This is a genomic window from Bacillus sp. SIMBA_008 (genome assembly GCF_046535495.1).
GTDB classification, from domain to species: Bacteria; Bacillota; Bacilli; order Bacillales; family Bacillaceae; genus Bacillus; species Bacillus subtilis.
In genome coordinates this window covers 144,967-160,354 of record NZ_JAWRWL010000004.1, presented here as the reverse complement: position 1 = coordinate 160,354, position 15,388 = coordinate 144,967, and the positions used below count along the sequence as shown (strand labels likewise).

15 protein-coding genes are annotated in these 15,388 nt (G+C 45.4%); 3 read left to right on the top strand and 12 right to left on the bottom strand.

Translation table 11 applies throughout. The features are described from left to right. Positions 1-35: 35 nt before the first annotated feature. The 7 genes from putR to SB658_RS14915 form a co-directional block, all read right to left on the bottom strand. The gene (gene putR, locus SB658_RS14945) at positions 36-1,271 is read right to left on the bottom strand and encodes a proline utilization transcriptional regulator PutR (protein ID WP_003234651.1); all 1,236 of its coding nucleotides are present in this window, start codon (positions 1,269-1,271) and stop codon (positions 36-38) included. 152 nt (positions 1,272-1,423) lie between these two features. After that, on the bottom strand, positions 1,424-2,878 hold the full coding sequence (gene putP, locus SB658_RS14940; RefSeq protein ID WP_072175235.1) for a sodium/proline symporter PutP: 1,455 nt from the start codon (positions 2,876-2,878) through the stop codon (positions 1,424-1,426). Between the two features lie 90 nt (positions 2,879-2,968). Then, positions 2,969-4,516 (bottom strand): L-glutamate gamma-semialdehyde dehydrogenase, encoded by a 1,548-nt coding sequence (gene pruA, locus SB658_RS14935; RefSeq protein ID WP_003234655.1) that lies wholly within the window; start codon positions 4,514-4,516, stop codon positions 2,969-2,971. A 16-nt stretch (positions 4,517-4,532) separates the two neighbouring features. Next, positions 4,533-5,444, bottom strand: coding sequence for a proline dehydrogenase PutB (gene putB / locus SB658_RS14930; protein WP_003246421.1), 912 nt, complete (start codon positions 5,442-5,444; stop codon positions 4,533-4,535). A gap of 191 nt (positions 5,445-5,635) precedes the next feature. Beyond that, positions 5,636-6,418, bottom strand: coding sequence for a nucleotidyltransferase domain-containing protein (locus tag SB658_RS14925; protein WP_003246492.1), 783 nt, complete (start codon positions 6,416-6,418; stop codon positions 5,636-5,638). 83 nt (positions 6,419-6,501) lie between these two features. After that, the gene (gene cah, locus SB658_RS14920; RefSeq protein ID WP_015715213.1) at positions 6,502-7,458 is read right to left on the bottom strand and encodes a cephalosporin C deacetylase; all 957 of its coding nucleotides are present in this window, start codon (positions 7,456-7,458) and stop codon (positions 6,502-6,504) included. 71 nt (positions 7,459-7,529) lie between these two features. After that, positions 7,530-8,504, bottom strand: coding sequence for a LysR family transcriptional regulator (locus tag SB658_RS14915; RefSeq protein WP_015715212.1), 975 nt, complete (start codon positions 8,502-8,504; stop codon positions 7,530-7,532). A gap of 117 nt (positions 8,505-8,621) precedes the next feature. Here SB658_RS14915 and SB658_RS14910 point away from each other — a divergent pair, with 117 nt between their 5' ends. Continuing rightward, positions 8,622-9,383 carry a class I SAM-dependent methyltransferase gene (locus tag SB658_RS14910; protein ID WP_015715211.1) on the top strand — a complete coding sequence of 254 codons (762 nt, stop codon included), beginning with the start codon at positions 8,622-8,624 and terminating at the stop codon, positions 9,381-9,383. 27 nt (positions 9,384-9,410) lie between these two features. Here the strand turns inward: SB658_RS14910 and SB658_RS14905 are convergent, their stop codons facing one another. Continuing rightward, positions 9,411-9,971 carry a shikimate kinase gene (locus SB658_RS14905; RefSeq protein WP_019712415.1) on the bottom strand — a complete coding sequence of 187 codons (561 nt, stop codon included), beginning with the start codon at positions 9,969-9,971 and terminating at the stop codon, positions 9,411-9,413. A 277-nt stretch (positions 9,972-10,248) separates the two neighbouring features. Between SB658_RS14905 and tmrB the strand changes: the two genes are divergently transcribed. Further along, positions 10,249-10,842: a tunicamycin resistance ATP-binding TmrB gene (tmrB, locus tag SB658_RS14900; RefSeq protein WP_026009830.1), complete on the top strand. Its 594-nt coding sequence runs from the start codon at positions 10,249-10,251 to the stop codon at positions 10,840-10,842. Positions 10,843-10,891: 49 nt separating this feature from the next. Here tmrB and nadE read toward each other — a convergent pair whose 3' ends face one another. Both nadE and SB658_RS14890 read right to left on the bottom strand, forming a co-directional pair. Beyond that, positions 10,892-11,710, bottom strand: coding sequence for an ammonia-dependent NAD(+) synthetase (gene nadE / locus SB658_RS14895; RefSeq protein WP_003246440.1), 819 nt, complete (start codon positions 11,708-11,710; stop codon positions 10,892-10,894). A gap of 129 nt (positions 11,711-11,839) precedes the next feature. Continuing rightward, positions 11,840-12,436: a DUF1989 domain-containing protein gene (locus SB658_RS14890; RefSeq protein ID WP_003246345.1), complete on the bottom strand. Its 597-nt coding sequence runs from the start codon at positions 12,434-12,436 to the stop codon at positions 11,840-11,842. Positions 12,437-12,565: 129 nt separating this feature from the next. On the opposite strand from SB658_RS14890, the gene SB658_RS14885 reads away from it, so the two are divergent. Next, a complete protein-coding gene (locus SB658_RS14885; protein WP_003234675.1) occupies positions 12,566-13,906 on the top strand; it encodes an amino acid permease in 1,341 nt (446 codons plus the stop codon). Position 13,907: 1 nt separating this feature from the next. On the opposite strand, the gene SB658_RS14880 is transcribed toward SB658_RS14885, so the two are convergent. Beyond that, positions 13,908-14,669, bottom strand: coding sequence for a YqcI/YcgG family protein (locus SB658_RS14880; RefSeq protein ID WP_003246374.1), 762 nt, complete (start codon positions 14,667-14,669; stop codon positions 13,908-13,910). Between the two features lie 69 nt (positions 14,670-14,738). Continuing rightward, positions 14,739-15,368 carry a LysE family translocator gene (locus SB658_RS14875; protein ID WP_003246469.1) on the bottom strand — a complete coding sequence of 210 codons (630 nt, stop codon included), beginning with the start codon at positions 15,366-15,368 and terminating at the stop codon, positions 14,739-14,741. Positions 15,369-15,388 lie beyond the last annotated feature (20 nt).

Below are 15,388 nucleotides of genomic sequence, written 5' to 3'. Positions count from 1 at the left end.
TGAAGACGAAACCAGTACAAGTACTGGTTTCTTTTTTATTTCTTTTTCATCAGCATCAAATCGAGATAGAGCTGGCACCGCGTTCTGAAATCGCTTAAATCGATCGACGTCATCTCAGTAATCTGTTTGATGCGGTAATTCAATGTATTTTGGTGAATAAACAGCTGTTCTGCCGCTGGTTTTGTTTTGCAGTTGTTGAGGAGATAGATTTCCAAGGTTTTGAGCAGCTCAGTGCTGCTTTCTTCGTCTTTTGCTTTTAATAAAGCTAAATCTTTATTCTCGTATTCTAAAAATTCATTTTTCTGTTCGATGCTTTCTAAATAGCGGTAAATGCCGAGTTTGGCATATTCATATGGAATGTTTTCCTGATTGCCGGTGATTTCTGCGGCTTTGATGACTTCAAGTGCTTCTGTGTAGCTCTTGCCAAGTTTTAATAGGTGATTATATTCGTTTCCGATACCGATATAAATAGGGGTAGGTATTTTTTGAAAGTGAAAATGTGTTAACAGCTTGTTAATAAACTCAGAAGCTGCTGAGGAGACGGAGCTTTTTTGGGAAAAACTCGCTACGACGATGACAATGTTTGATTCGATCGTTAAGACATGACTGACCTTATCCCGTAAATTCAGGTACGACCTGATATTTTCCTTTAAATCCTCAACCGCTTCCCCATCCCCATTTGCGGCGTGCAGGATAACAACTGAAAACATGGAAGGCAGCACAGTGTTGATCCTTTCAGCTTCCCGTCTGAGTTCCTTCTCAGAGGTAAATTGCTGATAGATCGCCCGTTTGATGAGATCCTCTGCTTTTTCTTCCTTTTCCTGTTTCAATTTATTCGTTTTATAAATGATTTTCCCGACATGGAAGGAGGTCTCGTACAAAAAGTCGAGCTCTTCATCCGTCAGATTTTGGTCCAGCTCCTGAATCCAGATGTAGCCCATGACTTCCCCTTTGTGCTTTGCACTCACGACCACCCTCTGGTTTAACCCAATGCTTTCAATTTTATTGACGCGAAAAGGCTCAGGCTCTGTTTTCAATTTTTCAATAATTCCGTCCTTCAGAAACCTCTCAAAAATCTGGACCGGACACTTTTTCGAAAAAATAGTCTGCTGGTTGGCAGAATCAAAATGGTTAATATAGTAAGAATTATAGGCTAACAAAAAGAAATCCGCGCTTTCCAGTATCACTGGCTTTTGCAGCTCATAGCTAATAAAATCAATCAGTTTATCAACATCTGAAAATGAAAAAACTCTCTCTAAAAGCTCTTCCATACCTTTTTCTCCTATACTTTTTTTACTTTAATCATATCCATACGGGGTCTTTTTGTATAGAAAAAAATACGTTTGTTTCCAAAAGAAAAAAATGGCCGCTTAAAAGGAGAAAAGAGGAAAAAGGGACAGCCCCTTCCTCCTCCTTTCGATCTTTATTGCGACATTGTATCTTGGTAGTCGTTGAACTGGTCTGTGACAGCTTGTGACGGAGCCTGCGTCAATATGCTGACAAAAAAGACAGATAATAGACTCGCAGCAAAACCAGGTATCATTTCATACAGAAAGTCCGAAAGACCGGCATTCGCCCAAATGATTACAGTCGCTGCTCCCACAATCATGCCGGCGAGTGCCCCCCATTTGGTCATTCGTTTCCAAAACAGACTGAGCAGTACAACTGGCCCGAATGATGCACCGAAGCCCGCCCACGCGTAGCTGACCAATCCAAGGATGGTGTTATTTTTCTCCCAAGCCAGAACCAACGCGACAATTGAAACAGCCAGAACAGCCAGTCGGCCTAAAAACACCAGTTCTTTATCTGAAGCTGAGCGTCTGAACATCGACTTATACAAATCTTCTACCAGAGAGCTTGATGTCACAAGCAGCTGGGAAGAAATTGTACTCATAATCGCGGCCAAAATCGCTGAAATCAGAAAACCCGTGATAATCGGATGGAACAAGATATTCCCTAATTGAATAAAAATCGTCTCTGGGTCCTTCAGTGTCATGCCGCGCTGATGGTAATAAGCGATTCCGCCCAAACCGGTCAGCACTGCGCCTACTGCAGACAAAATCATCCAGCCCATCCCAATTCTGCGCGCTCTTTTGATCTCTTTGACAGACGTTATCGCCATAAAACGCACAATAATATGCGGCTGGCCAAAGTATCCCAGCCCCCAGGCAAACAAAGAAATAATGCCAAGGACGCTCGTTCCTTTGAAAATATTAAACATATCAGGATCTACAGAGCGGATTTCAGCAACTGTATCACCTGCTCCTCCCGTGTGGAAAAACGTAACGATCGGCACAAGAATGAGTGCGGCAAACATAATAATCCCCTGAACAAAATCTGTCCAGCTGACTGCCAAAAAGCCGCCAAACAGGGTATATGCCACAACAACACCCGTCACAATCCACAGGCCGGTGTGATAATCCATCCCCAAGATGCTGTTGAATAAGACGCCGCCGGACACCATTCCGGACGATACATAAAACGTGAAAAAGACTAAAATGACAATTCCCGAAAACAGTCTGAGAAGCTTTGTTTGATCTCCGAAGCGATTTTCCAGGAATCCGGGAATTGTAATAGAATTCCCCGCTTTTTCAGTATAGGTTCTCAGCCGTGGTGCGACGTAAAGCCAGTTCGCCCACGCTCCAAGGCAAAGTCCGATGACGATCCAAGCGCCGCTCAGACCAGTAGAAAACATGGCGCCCGGAAGCCCCATTAGCAGCCAGCCGCTCATATCGGCAGCGCCGGCACTGAGAGCAGTTACTGCCGGACCCAAAGAGCGTCCTCCCAGCATGTAATCCGTCAGATTCGACGTACGCTTGTAAGCAAAGTAGCCGATTAGCAGCATTCCCGCCATATAAATACAAATCGAAATAATCAGCTGTGTGTTTTCTATGGCACTTCCTCCTCTTTTTTATAGTATATGGATGAAATGGACACCCCCGCAGGGAGGATGCCCATTTAGTCCCGCTTAGAACATTTCACTGATTGTTTTTGCTTGCATATGCAGAGCCAAGTAATCCGGCCCGCCTGCTTTTGAATCCGTTCCCGACATTTTGAAGCCGCCAAACGGATGGTAGCCGACGATAGCACCTGTACAGTTGCGGTTGAAGTATAGGTTTCCGACATGGAATTCCTGTTTCGCACGCTCGATGTGCTTGCGGTTGTTTGTGATAACCGCGCCTGTCAAACCATATTCAGTATTGTTTGCCACTTCTAAAGCTTCATCAAAGTCTGACACTTTACAAAATGCAACGACAGGTCCGAAAATTTCTTCCTGCATGAGTCTTGCTTTCGGATCAAGGTCAGCGAAGATCGTCGGTTTGATGAAGTATCCTTTCGAATCATCACCAGTACCGCCGCTTACTAAACGCCCTTCCTGTTTTCCGATCTCAATATAGCTCATAATTTTATCATAAGAACCTTGGTCAATGACAGGTCCCATATAAACATCTGCACTGTCAGGTTTAGCTGTTACTTTTGATTCCGTAATTTCAATGACACGCTCTAATACTTGATCATACACTTTTTCATGAACTACTGCACGTGAACCTGCAGAGCATTTTTGTCCCGCAAAGCCGAATGCTGAAGTAAAGATCGATTGAGCCGCTAATTCAATGTCCGCATCCTCATCAACAACAACCGTATCTTTACCGCCCATTTCAGCGATGACACGCTTTAAATGCTGCTGGCCCGGCTGAACCTTCGCCGCGCGTTCGAAAATTCTCGTACCAACTTCTCTTGATCCCGTAAATGTGATAAGGCTTGTTTTCGGATGGTCAACAAGATAGTCGCCTACTTCCGCTCCGCTTCCCGGAACAAAGTTGACTACGCCTTTTGGCAATCCGGACTCTTCAAGCACCTCAACAAATTTTGCTGCAATAACAGGTGTAGCACTCGCAGGTTTCAGAACCACTGTGTTTCCAGTAACGATCGGCGCCACTGTTGTGCCTGCCATGATCGCAAACAAGAAGTTCCAAGGCGGGATAACGACTGTCACTCCAGTCGGCGTGTATACATATTGGTTTTTCTCGCCTTCACGGCTGTTGACCGGTTTGCCTTTTGCCAGTTCGATCATTTGGCGTGCATAATACTCCATGAAGTCAATCGCTTCAGCCGTATCGGCATCCGCCTCGTTCCAAGGCTTTCCTGCTTCTTTCACAAGCAAAGCTGAGAATTCATGTTTTCTTCTGCGGACTTTGGCAGCAGCGCGGAACAGGACAGCCGCTCTCTCTTCAGGAGACGTGTATCTCCACTCTTCAAATGCTTTTGCAGCCGCTTGAATCGCTTGCTCAGCGTGCTCTTGAGACGCTTTTGACACTCGGCCGACGACTTCTTCTTTATCAGCTGGGTTGATTGAAACGATTTTCGCTTCCGTTTCCACTCTCTCGCCGTTAATGACAAGCGGATAGTCTTTTCCTAAATATTCGCTTACTGTCGCAAGCGCTTTTTTAAACGCTTCCACGTTGTTTTGATCTTGGAAATTTGTGAATGGCTCGTGTTTGTAAGGTGTTGTCATGATAATCTCTCCTTTTTTACTTCTTTGTCATTCCTTTGAAAGCAAATGCAATGTTTGACGGACGTTCTGCAAGGCGTCTCATAAAGTAGCCGTACCAATCCTCGCCGTATGGCAGGTAGACTCTCATGTTATAACCTTCTTTTACGAGGCTGAGCTGGGTTTGCGACCGCATGCCGTACAGCATCTGAAATTCAAACTTGTCATTGGCAATGCCATGTTCCTTGGCAAGCTGCTTTGTAAAGTCGATCATTTTGTCGTCATGTGTGGCAATCGCTGTATAGTGACCGTTTAAGAGCTGCTTTCGGATGATTTTTTTGTAATTTTCATCGACATCGCTTTTCTCCGGGAAAGCTACTTTTTCTGATTCTTTATAAGCTCCTTTTACAAGGCGAAGGAACGGGTTTAAAGAATCCAAATCGTCAATGTCTTTTTCCGTCCGGTACAGATAGGCTTGCAGCACTGTGCTCACATGCTCGTATTTCTTTCTGAAATCTTTGAAAATATCAAGCGTTTTCTGGCATCTGACTTCGTCCTCCATGTCAATGGTGACCATGATTTTATGTTTCTCGGCCGTCTGAAGGATTTTTGTCATATTTTCATACACCAAATCCATATCTATATCCAAACCTAAAGACGTCATTTTTAAAGAAACGTGTGAGTTCAGCTCCTGATCCGCGATGGTCGCAATGGTTTGAATGCACTCTTCCGTACGCTCCCGTGCGACCTCGGCGCTGTTCACAAACTCGCCTAAATGATCGACAGTAACTGACAAGCCTTGGCTGTTAAGCTGTCGAATGGTCGGGATTGAACTGTTAAAGTCATTCCCGCCGATAATTTTACCCGCTGCTACCCGACTTCCCCAGTTCCTCGCCATTTTATTGAGAAAGCCGCTTTTGGATAAAAATAAGAAAAAATCTCTTGTGATCACTTCCAACCTCAACACCCCGCAATCTAAGAAGTATTTGTATGAGTTTATTGTAAATGGACAAAACCAGCGTTCACAATATTCTCAAAATACAAAGATTCTGATTATTTTTGTGGGTTTGCCACAATCAGATAGTTAGAAAGTCGGGGGGGGGATTCTGTCGAATAAAGGAGAAAAGGAAGCGACAAAAAACATCAGCTTCCTCCATCCTTCCACACTTCTTCAACCGTATTCAAAAGCAAACGGTTCAATTCAGATGTCATATCTTTTTTCTCTGCCTTCAGTTCTTTTGCCGCTTCCATGATTCTTTCGATTTCCGTTTCAATGAATTGGTGAATAACATCGATTCTTGCTTCGAGGTCAAGCTCTTCCCCTCTTCTTTTCCGTTCAAGCAAGGTTTCCATTTCAGCCTTCAGCTCGGGTTCAGCAACAAGTTCATTCATCAAAACAGTAAAGTCCATTGGCGGTATGGTTCCGTGCTTTTCAATCCATTGGCAGGCCAAAATAGGCCGAAGAACGTAGAAGTACTTTTTAATTTTGACCTCTTGTCCTTGTAGATAATCCTTGACGTTCCTTCTCGCCATATTGATATAGTGATACACGCTTGCTTCAGGCTTAAATGCCTCCGTGCGCAGTTTTCTTAACTGCTCTGCGGTCGTAAATGCTTCATAATACACAATGTCTGAGGACAGCCATTCGAGGAGCGGAGGGTTTGATTTTTTGAAAAGCCGAAGCGTTTTTCTCAGCTCCCAGCCGCTGATATCCAGCAAATCGTGAATCGGTTCCTCAATGACATCACGCTCCTGCTCAATTGAAAAATACCACTCCTTTTTCGGCACATAAATAAAGCGGACGTCGTAATCACTATCCTGCGAGGGAAATCCCCATGCGCGGCTTCCTGACTCGACGGCATACACGATTTTGACTCCGTATGACTGCTCGATCCGTTTTAATTCATCAATGATTCTTTGTTTCATATCTATTCGTCTCCAGTCTGTTCTCATTCCGGCAGTTTGCAGAAAAAAACCGCCTGATGATATGCGGCGGCTTTTCACATTTATCAGCCTTTAAGATGCTGCTTAAAAAAAGCAAGTTTTTCCGTTTGAAAAGCAGGGATATACTCATGTCCGAAGTAGCGGTACACCTTCAGCTCTTTCTCTGTTTCCAAATGATTGTAGGCGGCAAACACGGTGGACGGCGGCGTGACCTTGTCTATCAGGCCGATTGACATCAGGACAGGCACCTTCACTCGGTCAGCGAGATTCATAATATCGAAATATGAAAGTGTCTTCATCGCCTGCACTTCTGTTTCCGGACTGCCATTTCTTCTGAAGAAGGAATTGATTTCAAGATACGGCTGTTCAAGCGCCACATCAATGGCCCGTTCGAAGTTGCTTAAATAAGGATAATCAGCAACCGCGGCTTTTGGAATGTCTGACAGCGCCGCTGCGGCAATGGTTAAACCTCCGCCTTGGCTTCCTCCTGTCACACCGATCCTTGTTTCGTCAACCTCGTCGAAGCTGCTGATGACCTCAAGCGCGCGGACGGCGTCCAAATAAACACCGCGGTAATAGTATGTATCTTTATCAAGAATTCCTTTCGTCATCCAGCCCAAAGCGTGACCGTGCGGTGAAATACTCGTATCCTCGCTGCTCTGCTGGCCGCGGACAAGCATGCCGAATGCGGCGTAGCCATGGAGTGCCCAGTTTACCATTTCATGAATCTCACCATCATAGCTTGCATTGTAGCCATGATATTTCACGATCGCCGGATGCGGGCCTTCCTTGTCAGGCACCGCGTACCATCCGGTAATGCGGGCGTTTCCGAAGCTTTTATATGTGAGACGGTACACTTTTACTCCGTCAGCAGGATAGTCAACCGGCTGTAAATCAGGTTCTGCTTGGACTTTTGCAAGTTCCTCCAAAGATAATTTCCAAAACTCAGAAAAATCTTTCGGTGCTGTTTTTTCAGGCTTATATGTTTGCAATTGGTCGAGCGGCAGATCGAATAGTTGCATTTCCGATTATTCCCCTTTGTTTTATAAGATTTAGTTTGTATTCCTATACTACCACGTTTCGTCTTTGTTTTCTAAATATTTTCATCTTTGTTTCCCAGACAGCCTTCATCAAACGTTTGTTTAAGACTTTCCCGGCTTAGTTCCATAAAGGCCTGGGCCGTCAGACTGACATAGCGGTTCTTTAAAAAGACAAAGACGAGGGTTCGTGATGGCGCGGATTGAATCGATAAATAGATCACACCCGGATCTTTATCCCTTCTGACCATATTCGGTGCCATAGTCACACCTAATCCATTAGCCACAAGAGATTGGGCGGTTTCAATATGGCTCGTCTTAAAGGCAGCATTCGGCTTAAAGCCGCTTTCCGCACAGAGATCGAGAACTGTCCTGCGAAAGCCGAAGCCTTCTTTTAACAGAATAAAGGGCACGTTCCTTACCATGTCAATCGGCACACACGGCTGGCGTCCCTCATCTTCTTCCAGCGCTTTCTCAATCAGCGCGACCAATTCCGGCGGCATCCACCTTTGTTTTTCCTTCGGCACCGCGAGAACAACCGGTTCCGTGAGCAAGGGTGTAATGGAGAGCCGTTCATCCTCGATGGGCAAGGATATAACAGAAAGGTCAACTTCTCCCTTTGCCGTCATCTCCTCCAATGAAACCGGATCTTTTTCAACAAGCTGAACCTCCACATGAGGATAGCGCGCCAAAAACTGCTTCAGCAGCGGGGGAAAGAGATATCTCCCTGTTACAGCAGGAATCCCGATGGATAATTTATGACCGATTCCCTGTGATCGCTCCTGCATTTCCCGAAGCAAATCATCTCTGGAACGAATGATGTCCTCGGCTTTTTCAATGAAACGCCTGCCGTGAGGTGTCAGTGTAACAGAGCTATGGGATCTGTGAAAAAGGGTAAGCCCCAGCTCAGCCTCAAGCTTTTTGATTTGCTGGCTGAGAGACGGCTGTGCGATATGAAGATGTTCCGCCGCCTTTGTAAAGCTTTGGCGCCGGGCAATTTCCGCTGCATATTCCATCACTTTAATATCCATTTCAGCCTCCATAGGTTGAACCTATCATTTTCATCATTTTTATATCTTGGACGAATCATAACAAAAATTGCTAACATAATCCATATCATCATTTACGAAAAGAAGGAGCTGGTTCAAATGACTAATGAAACACCGTTTTCTAAAAACGCCGAGATGTATCGGGATGAAAAGGTATTTGCCGAGGGGGAAGATTTGGGGTTGATGATCAAAACAGCGGAATGCCGGGCAGAGCATCGAGTGCTGGATATAGGAGCGGGCGCCGGCCATACGGCGCTGGCATTTTCTCCTTATGTACAGGAGTGCATCGGTGTTGATGCGACGAAAGAGATGGTTGAGGTTGCGTCCTCCTTCGCGCAAGAAAAAGGAGCTGAAAACGTACGCTTTCAGCAAGGAACGGCAGAGTCACTCCCCTTCCCCGACGATTCATTTGACATCATCACCTGCCGATACGCAGCCCACCATTTTTCAGATGTCCGCAAAGCTGTCAGCGAGGTTGCACGCGTACTAAAACAGGACGGACGTTTTCTCTTAGTTGATCATTACGCGCCTGAAGATCCCGTTCTTGATGAGTTTGTCAATCATTTGAACCGGCTTCGAGACCCTTCCCATGTTCGAGAAAGCTCATTATCAGAATGGCAGTCGATGTTCAGCGCCAATCAACTGCCCTATCAAGACATCCAAAAGTGGAACTTGCCGATTCAATACGATAGCTGGATCAAACGAGGCGGAACTCCCGCTGACCGGAAAAAACAAATCATTACCCACTTGAATCACGCATCAGACGAAGCACGCGACACGTTCTGTATTACATTGAACCAAAACGGACAGCCCATCTCCTTTTGTTTAAAAGCGATTTTGATACAAGGGATAAAACGATAAAAAAAGCCGTGCGCTGCGCACGGCTTTTTACATCGGCTGATAAAGATCCCAGCCAATTTTTAATGTCTCAACAATGTAATCGGCAACCTCTTCCGGGGAAAGGTTGTCTGTTGCCACTTTTGAATTGTGCTTGTCATAAATGACTTTTCTTTCGTTAAACAGCTGTTCCATTTCATCCATTGAACGGTTATGCAGTACAGGGCGGCTTTCGATCAATAAATCCGCGCGCTGCTTCCAGTTCTCCCATGACAGGTCCAGATGAAGCACGAGACAGTTTTCCAGACAGCAATTCCTGATTTCTTCTTGTTTAAAAGATCCCCCGCCCAGAGATACGATTTTGAATCGTTTATGATGGCAGATGTCTAAAATATATTCCTTCTCCGTTTTCCGGAAAAAGTCTTCTCCCTTTTTCTCAAATATCTCAGGAATTGTCATATTGAAATCCTTTTCGATCTCTTGGTCAATATCAATAAAATCTCTATATAATTTTTTAGCGACCAATTGGCCGATTGTTGTTTTTCCTACACCCATGAATCCGATCAGGACGATATTTCTTTCTCTTACTGGGATGGCTCGTTTAGCGTTCATCTTCGGCGAAATCCTCCTAAGGAATGAAATTTTATATTCATTATATGATTATTTAGCGAATATTTATATAGATACCGGCTTTACCGGTCAAGCTTATAGTGCGCTTTGTTGTTTAGCCATTTTTGCCTGAATGACATTCATTGTACAACATTTCTGCAGGTATTTTAATACTTCGACGCAAAAAAGCATTAAAACCTTCTGCCTTTATTGTTTTTCCAGCTGACTCTTCGATGGAAGGGTCTTTTTCTGTATGATAAATAGGAAGGGAGAAATGGCGATGATCATTTGGATAAACGGGGCATTCGGTTCGGGAAAAACACAAACAGCCTTCGAACTGCACAGAAGGCTGAACCCATCTTACGTGTATGATCCCGAGAAAATGGGTTTTGCGCTGCGCTCCATGGTGCCGCAGGAGATCGCAAAGGACGATTTTCAAAGCTATCCTTTATGGCGGGCGTTCAATTACAGTTTGCTAGCTTCTCTGACAGATACATACCGCGGCATCATTATTGTGCCTATGACGATTGTACACCCTGAATACTTCAATGAGATCATCGGCAGGCTCAGACAGGAAGGCAGGATCGTTCACCACTTTACACTAATGGCTTCAAAGGAAACCTTGTTAAAAAGGCTGCGCACCAGAGCAGAAGGAAAAAACTCATGGGCCGCCAAACAAATCAACCGCTGTGTTGAAGGATTATCATCACCCATTTTTGAGGACCACATTCAAACAGACAACCTGTCGATTCAGGATGTGGCAGAGAACATTGCCGCGAGAGCCGAACTCCCATTAGATCCTGATACGAGAGGCAGCCTCCGAAGGTTCACCGACAGATTAATGGTCAAGCTGAATCATATCCGCATCAAATAAAGCTCCTGTACACGACAAAAGCCCGCTCCGAGAGCGGGCTTTCTTCAACTTATTTCCACCAGTCATCAAACATAGACGCCGGAACCTGGCGTTTATGTTCAGTCATGCTGTAGCGTTTTTCCAGCGCTTCTGATACTTTCGCTGATACTTCTTTTCCTTCGAGATAATCGTCAATCTCGTCGTAGGAAATGCCAAGCTCTGTTTCATCCGACTGCTGCGGTTTTTCGTCGAGCAGATCGGCAGTCGGTTCTTTTAAGTATAAGCGTTCCGGTGCACCCAGCTCTTTCAGCAAGGTTCTTCCCTGGCGCTTCGTCAAGCCTGTCAGCGGCAGGAGGTCTGCTCCGCCGTCACCGTACTTCGTAAAGAAACCAGTCACTGCTTCAGCAGCATGGTCTGTTCCTAACACAAGAAGGCCTTCCTGGCCGCCGATCGCGTATTGCGCGATCATTCTTGTTCTTGCTTTTACGTTTCCTTTATTAAAGTCAGTCAGCTGATCGCCTGTTTCCTGCTGATACTGATCAGAAAAAGCGCTGACTGTCGATTTAATATCAAACTTCCATGATTTATCCGGCTTAATAAACTTCAAAGCAAGCTGGGCATCGTCTTCATCCTGCTGTGTGCCATGCGGAAGACGGACCGCGATAAATTGAGCGTCTCCGCCCTCCTCGCGAATGCTCTCCACCGCAAGCTGAGCGAGTCTTCCCGCAAGTGTTGAATCCTGGCCGCCGCTGATTCCCAATACAAAGCCTTTAGCACCGGTTTTCTTTACATATTGTTTTAAAAAATTGACTCGGTCCTCAATTTCTTGCTTTGGATCAATTGAGGGCTTCACATGTAACTCACGCATAATCTTTTCCTGCATGCTCATCCCAATCATTCCTCCTGTACATTTTCCCTTGTTACTGATCATTTCCCCAAATCAATGAAAATGAATCATGACTGTTATGTATCCCTATTAAATATAGCACAGGTCTTCATTCACAGTGAACAAGAGAGATCAGCTGACTTCAACCCGTATGGATGTCACACTGTCGCCATTGCATTTCCCTTTTTCAATCGGGCAGGAAGAAAACGCGACAATTAAATCCATCTCCGCCCTGAGCCTTACATAATCTCCGGCATTCGAAAGCGGCGTTTCCACAGACAGATTCCCTTTCTCATCAAGGACAGTATTCATAAAAATCGCAAATGGGTAATGCATGTGAGGCTTCGGTACGCCAAACTGCTCAAGCGCACGGTTCATATTGTCATAGCACGTATCCTGAAACTCATCCTTTTGCTTCCCATATAAGAGCCTGTTCATATCAGGACGGCAGGCGGGCAGCAGCAGATCATGCTTGCCGACCGTATCTTCAATCAGGGTTAACATCGGCTTATACAGGTTGGAGTAGAGATGGTCGTTGACCTTCACATGAATGGAGTGATTGGCGTCTATCGTCGCTCCCTGATCAAGGTGTTCATAAAAATCCTTGGCATGGTATGCGACAAAATCAGCCACCTGCTGCCCTTCTACATCAACCACCTTTAAAATCTGACCCTTTTTCAGCTTCAGCCCAAGCCCTTTTTTCGGCTCCACAATATATTGCTGTGTCATTGGTTTGCTCCTTTTTTCATTAGTATGAGCGTCCGCTTCCTTCTCCATGTAAAAAGAGGCAAAAATCCGATGTATATAAGCTTCGGACAGATCACAATCTAACCTTAGATAAAAGGGGTTGAATAAATAATGAGCCAAACAAAAAAAGACCAGCCAAAAGGGAATCTGGCTTGGTGGCAGCTGTCACTGATCGGAGTCGGCTGCACGATTGGAACAGGCTTCTTTCTCGGTTCCAGCATCGCAATTGTAAAAAGCGGTTTTTCCGTTCTCCTTTCATTTCTGATCGCAGGGATCGGTACGTATTTTGTCTTTGAACAGCTCGCCAAGCTATCGGCGAAGCAGCCGGAAAAGGGCTCATTTTGTGCGTATGCCCGAAAAGCATTCGGCAAATGGGCAGGCTTCAGCAACGGCTGGGTGTACTGGACATCAGAAATGCTGATTACCGGAAGCCAGCTGACAGCCATTTCGCTCTTTACGAAGCATTGGTTTCCTCAAGTGCCGCTATGGGTGTTTGCCTCAATCTACGCAGTACTTGGGCTCCTTATTATTTTCACCGGCCTGTCCGTCTTTGAAAAAACAGAAAACGTGCTGGCAGTCATTAAAACAGCTGCTATTTTTATGTTTATTGTCATTGCCATCCTGGCTTTATGCGGTATCCTGTCCGGCGGAAATCATGGCATACATGTTCCAAATAAGACGATTGAGTTTTTCCCATACGGCGCCATGGGGCTGTGGACAGGTTTAATCTACGCGTTTTACGCTTTTGGCGGAATTGAGGTCATGGGGCTGATGGCGGTTCACTTAAAAAAACCTGAGGAAGCGTCTAAATCAGGGAAACTGATGCTGGCAACGCTGGCGATTATTTATATTATTTCAATCGGGCTGGCTCTGCTTTTGGTTCCGTTACACGCGTTTACTGAACAGGACAGTCCGTTCATTACATCATTAAAAGGATATAACCTTGAGATCATCCTTGATATATTTAACGGGATTTTCATCATCGCCGGGTTCTCGACCCTTGTCGCTTCGCTTTTTGCCGTTACGACATTGCTTTGTACAATGGCTGATGACGGCGACGCGCCGAAATGCTTTACTCTAAAGGAAGGCAAAAAAATATGCTGGCCGGCACTTGGGCTGACGTTTGCGGGGCTTGTTCTCTCCATTATTCTGTCGTTAGTGCTGCCTAAAAACATTTATGAGCATATGACAACAGCTGCGGGGCTTATGCTTTTATACACTTGGCTGTTTATCCTGTTCTCCAGCAAAAAGCTGACTGATCCCGAGGGCATGGGAAAAACGCAAATTTATTTAGCGATGGTTCTGATTGCTGCGGCTGTGTCCGGTACATTGTTTGAAAAATCAAGCCGGCCCGGTTTTTTCGTCAGCATAGGTTTTCTCGTGATTATCGCCATCGTTACCATGATCTATCAAAAAAAGCAGGGTCATAAAGATCGCCCTGCCAGTCCTTGATTTATTTCATTTTGTTGAACATGTTCTTTAAATAAGAAAACGGGCACTTCGATACCTGTTTTTCGTCATCACGGAGGAAATACTGCTTCCATTCACGATTATCTTTTCCTCCGTACCAGCCTAATTGCGGGTGAATCGGAGCCTGATCATAGGCCTCTAAACGAGATCGGATCAGCCTGCTCATGTTACGGCCAAATGCAGTTGATCCATTTAGGTCATCAAACACCCACCTTGGCTGAAACGTGACCATAAAAAAAGGAAAGCTCCGGCTTCTTCTTGCCTCGTGCCCCGGTGTAGCGCACAGAATGAAATACGGCTCGCCGTCAAAACAAAACTCCCATTTATAATGCTCAGGATCGGCCGGAATGTCTTCCGGCCATTCTTTTTCGTCTTGATGACTCAGTCTATTTAAAAAGCGCCAAAACAGCTCTTCATACGCTTCAATCGAATAATGCTCCGCCAAATCTTCCGGTGTATCAAACAACACAACGAGGGATGCGTATTTTCCCGTGTCCCGCGATATCTTGCCGTACTCCGCAAGCAACGGAGCCAGTTCCTCCGCTGTGCGGTTTTCCCGCGGATCTCCGGCAAAAGCAATCCGAAGCTGATCAGTCAGAAACGCCTGGCGTCCGGGAATGCACGGAAATGTATCCGCGTCGTCCCCCAGAGTTTCTGCCAGCAGCTCAAAAGCGATTCTTTGCCATTCAGGAAGCTCTTCCTGAATACGTTCCAGAAAACTTTTGGTGTAAATCCCATTCACCATTGATCCACCTCCAGTATCATCTGGATACTATATTAAAACTGGAAGCGGCAGGTGACTGTCCTTCATGAATCAGCCCAATAACTGTTTGATGCCCTGATAACCAAAGTAAAAGCCAAACACAAGGAGGGATACACCGGCGATTCCGGTCAATCCTCTCAATAGCTTTTCATGAAGCAGGTTTCTGAACGTACTGGCTGTGATAGCCATGCAGAAATCCCAGATTAAAATGCCGATCATGATGCCGGAGCTATAGATTAGAAGCTGATTCATATTGTAGGCCTCTGCTGTTTTCGCAAGAATGCTTCCGTAAATTCCAAGCCAAAAAAGGATGCTCAATGGGTTTGACAATGAAATGAGAAAACCCGATGCGAATGTTTTCCTGTATGACGGTTTCCCCCGCGAGCTTCGCACATCCATCGGTTCTCTGACGTTTTTCAGCGTTTCAATTCCGGTATAGGTCAGGACAAAAAAGCCGAACAGCCACAAAAACGTTTTTACAAATGGAGCGGTCAAGAACTGTGACAGCCCGAAATAGATAAAAAGCATGTACAGCCCATCCGCTGTCATGGCGCCTAAACCGAAAATCCATGCATGCCAAAAACCGTTTTTAATTCCTTTGTCTATTTGCGCCGCATTCACTGGCCCCACAGGCGCAGACAAGGACAGTCCCAGCACAATATAGCTCAAAAAAATGTTCACCGGCCCGTACTCCCTTCTTA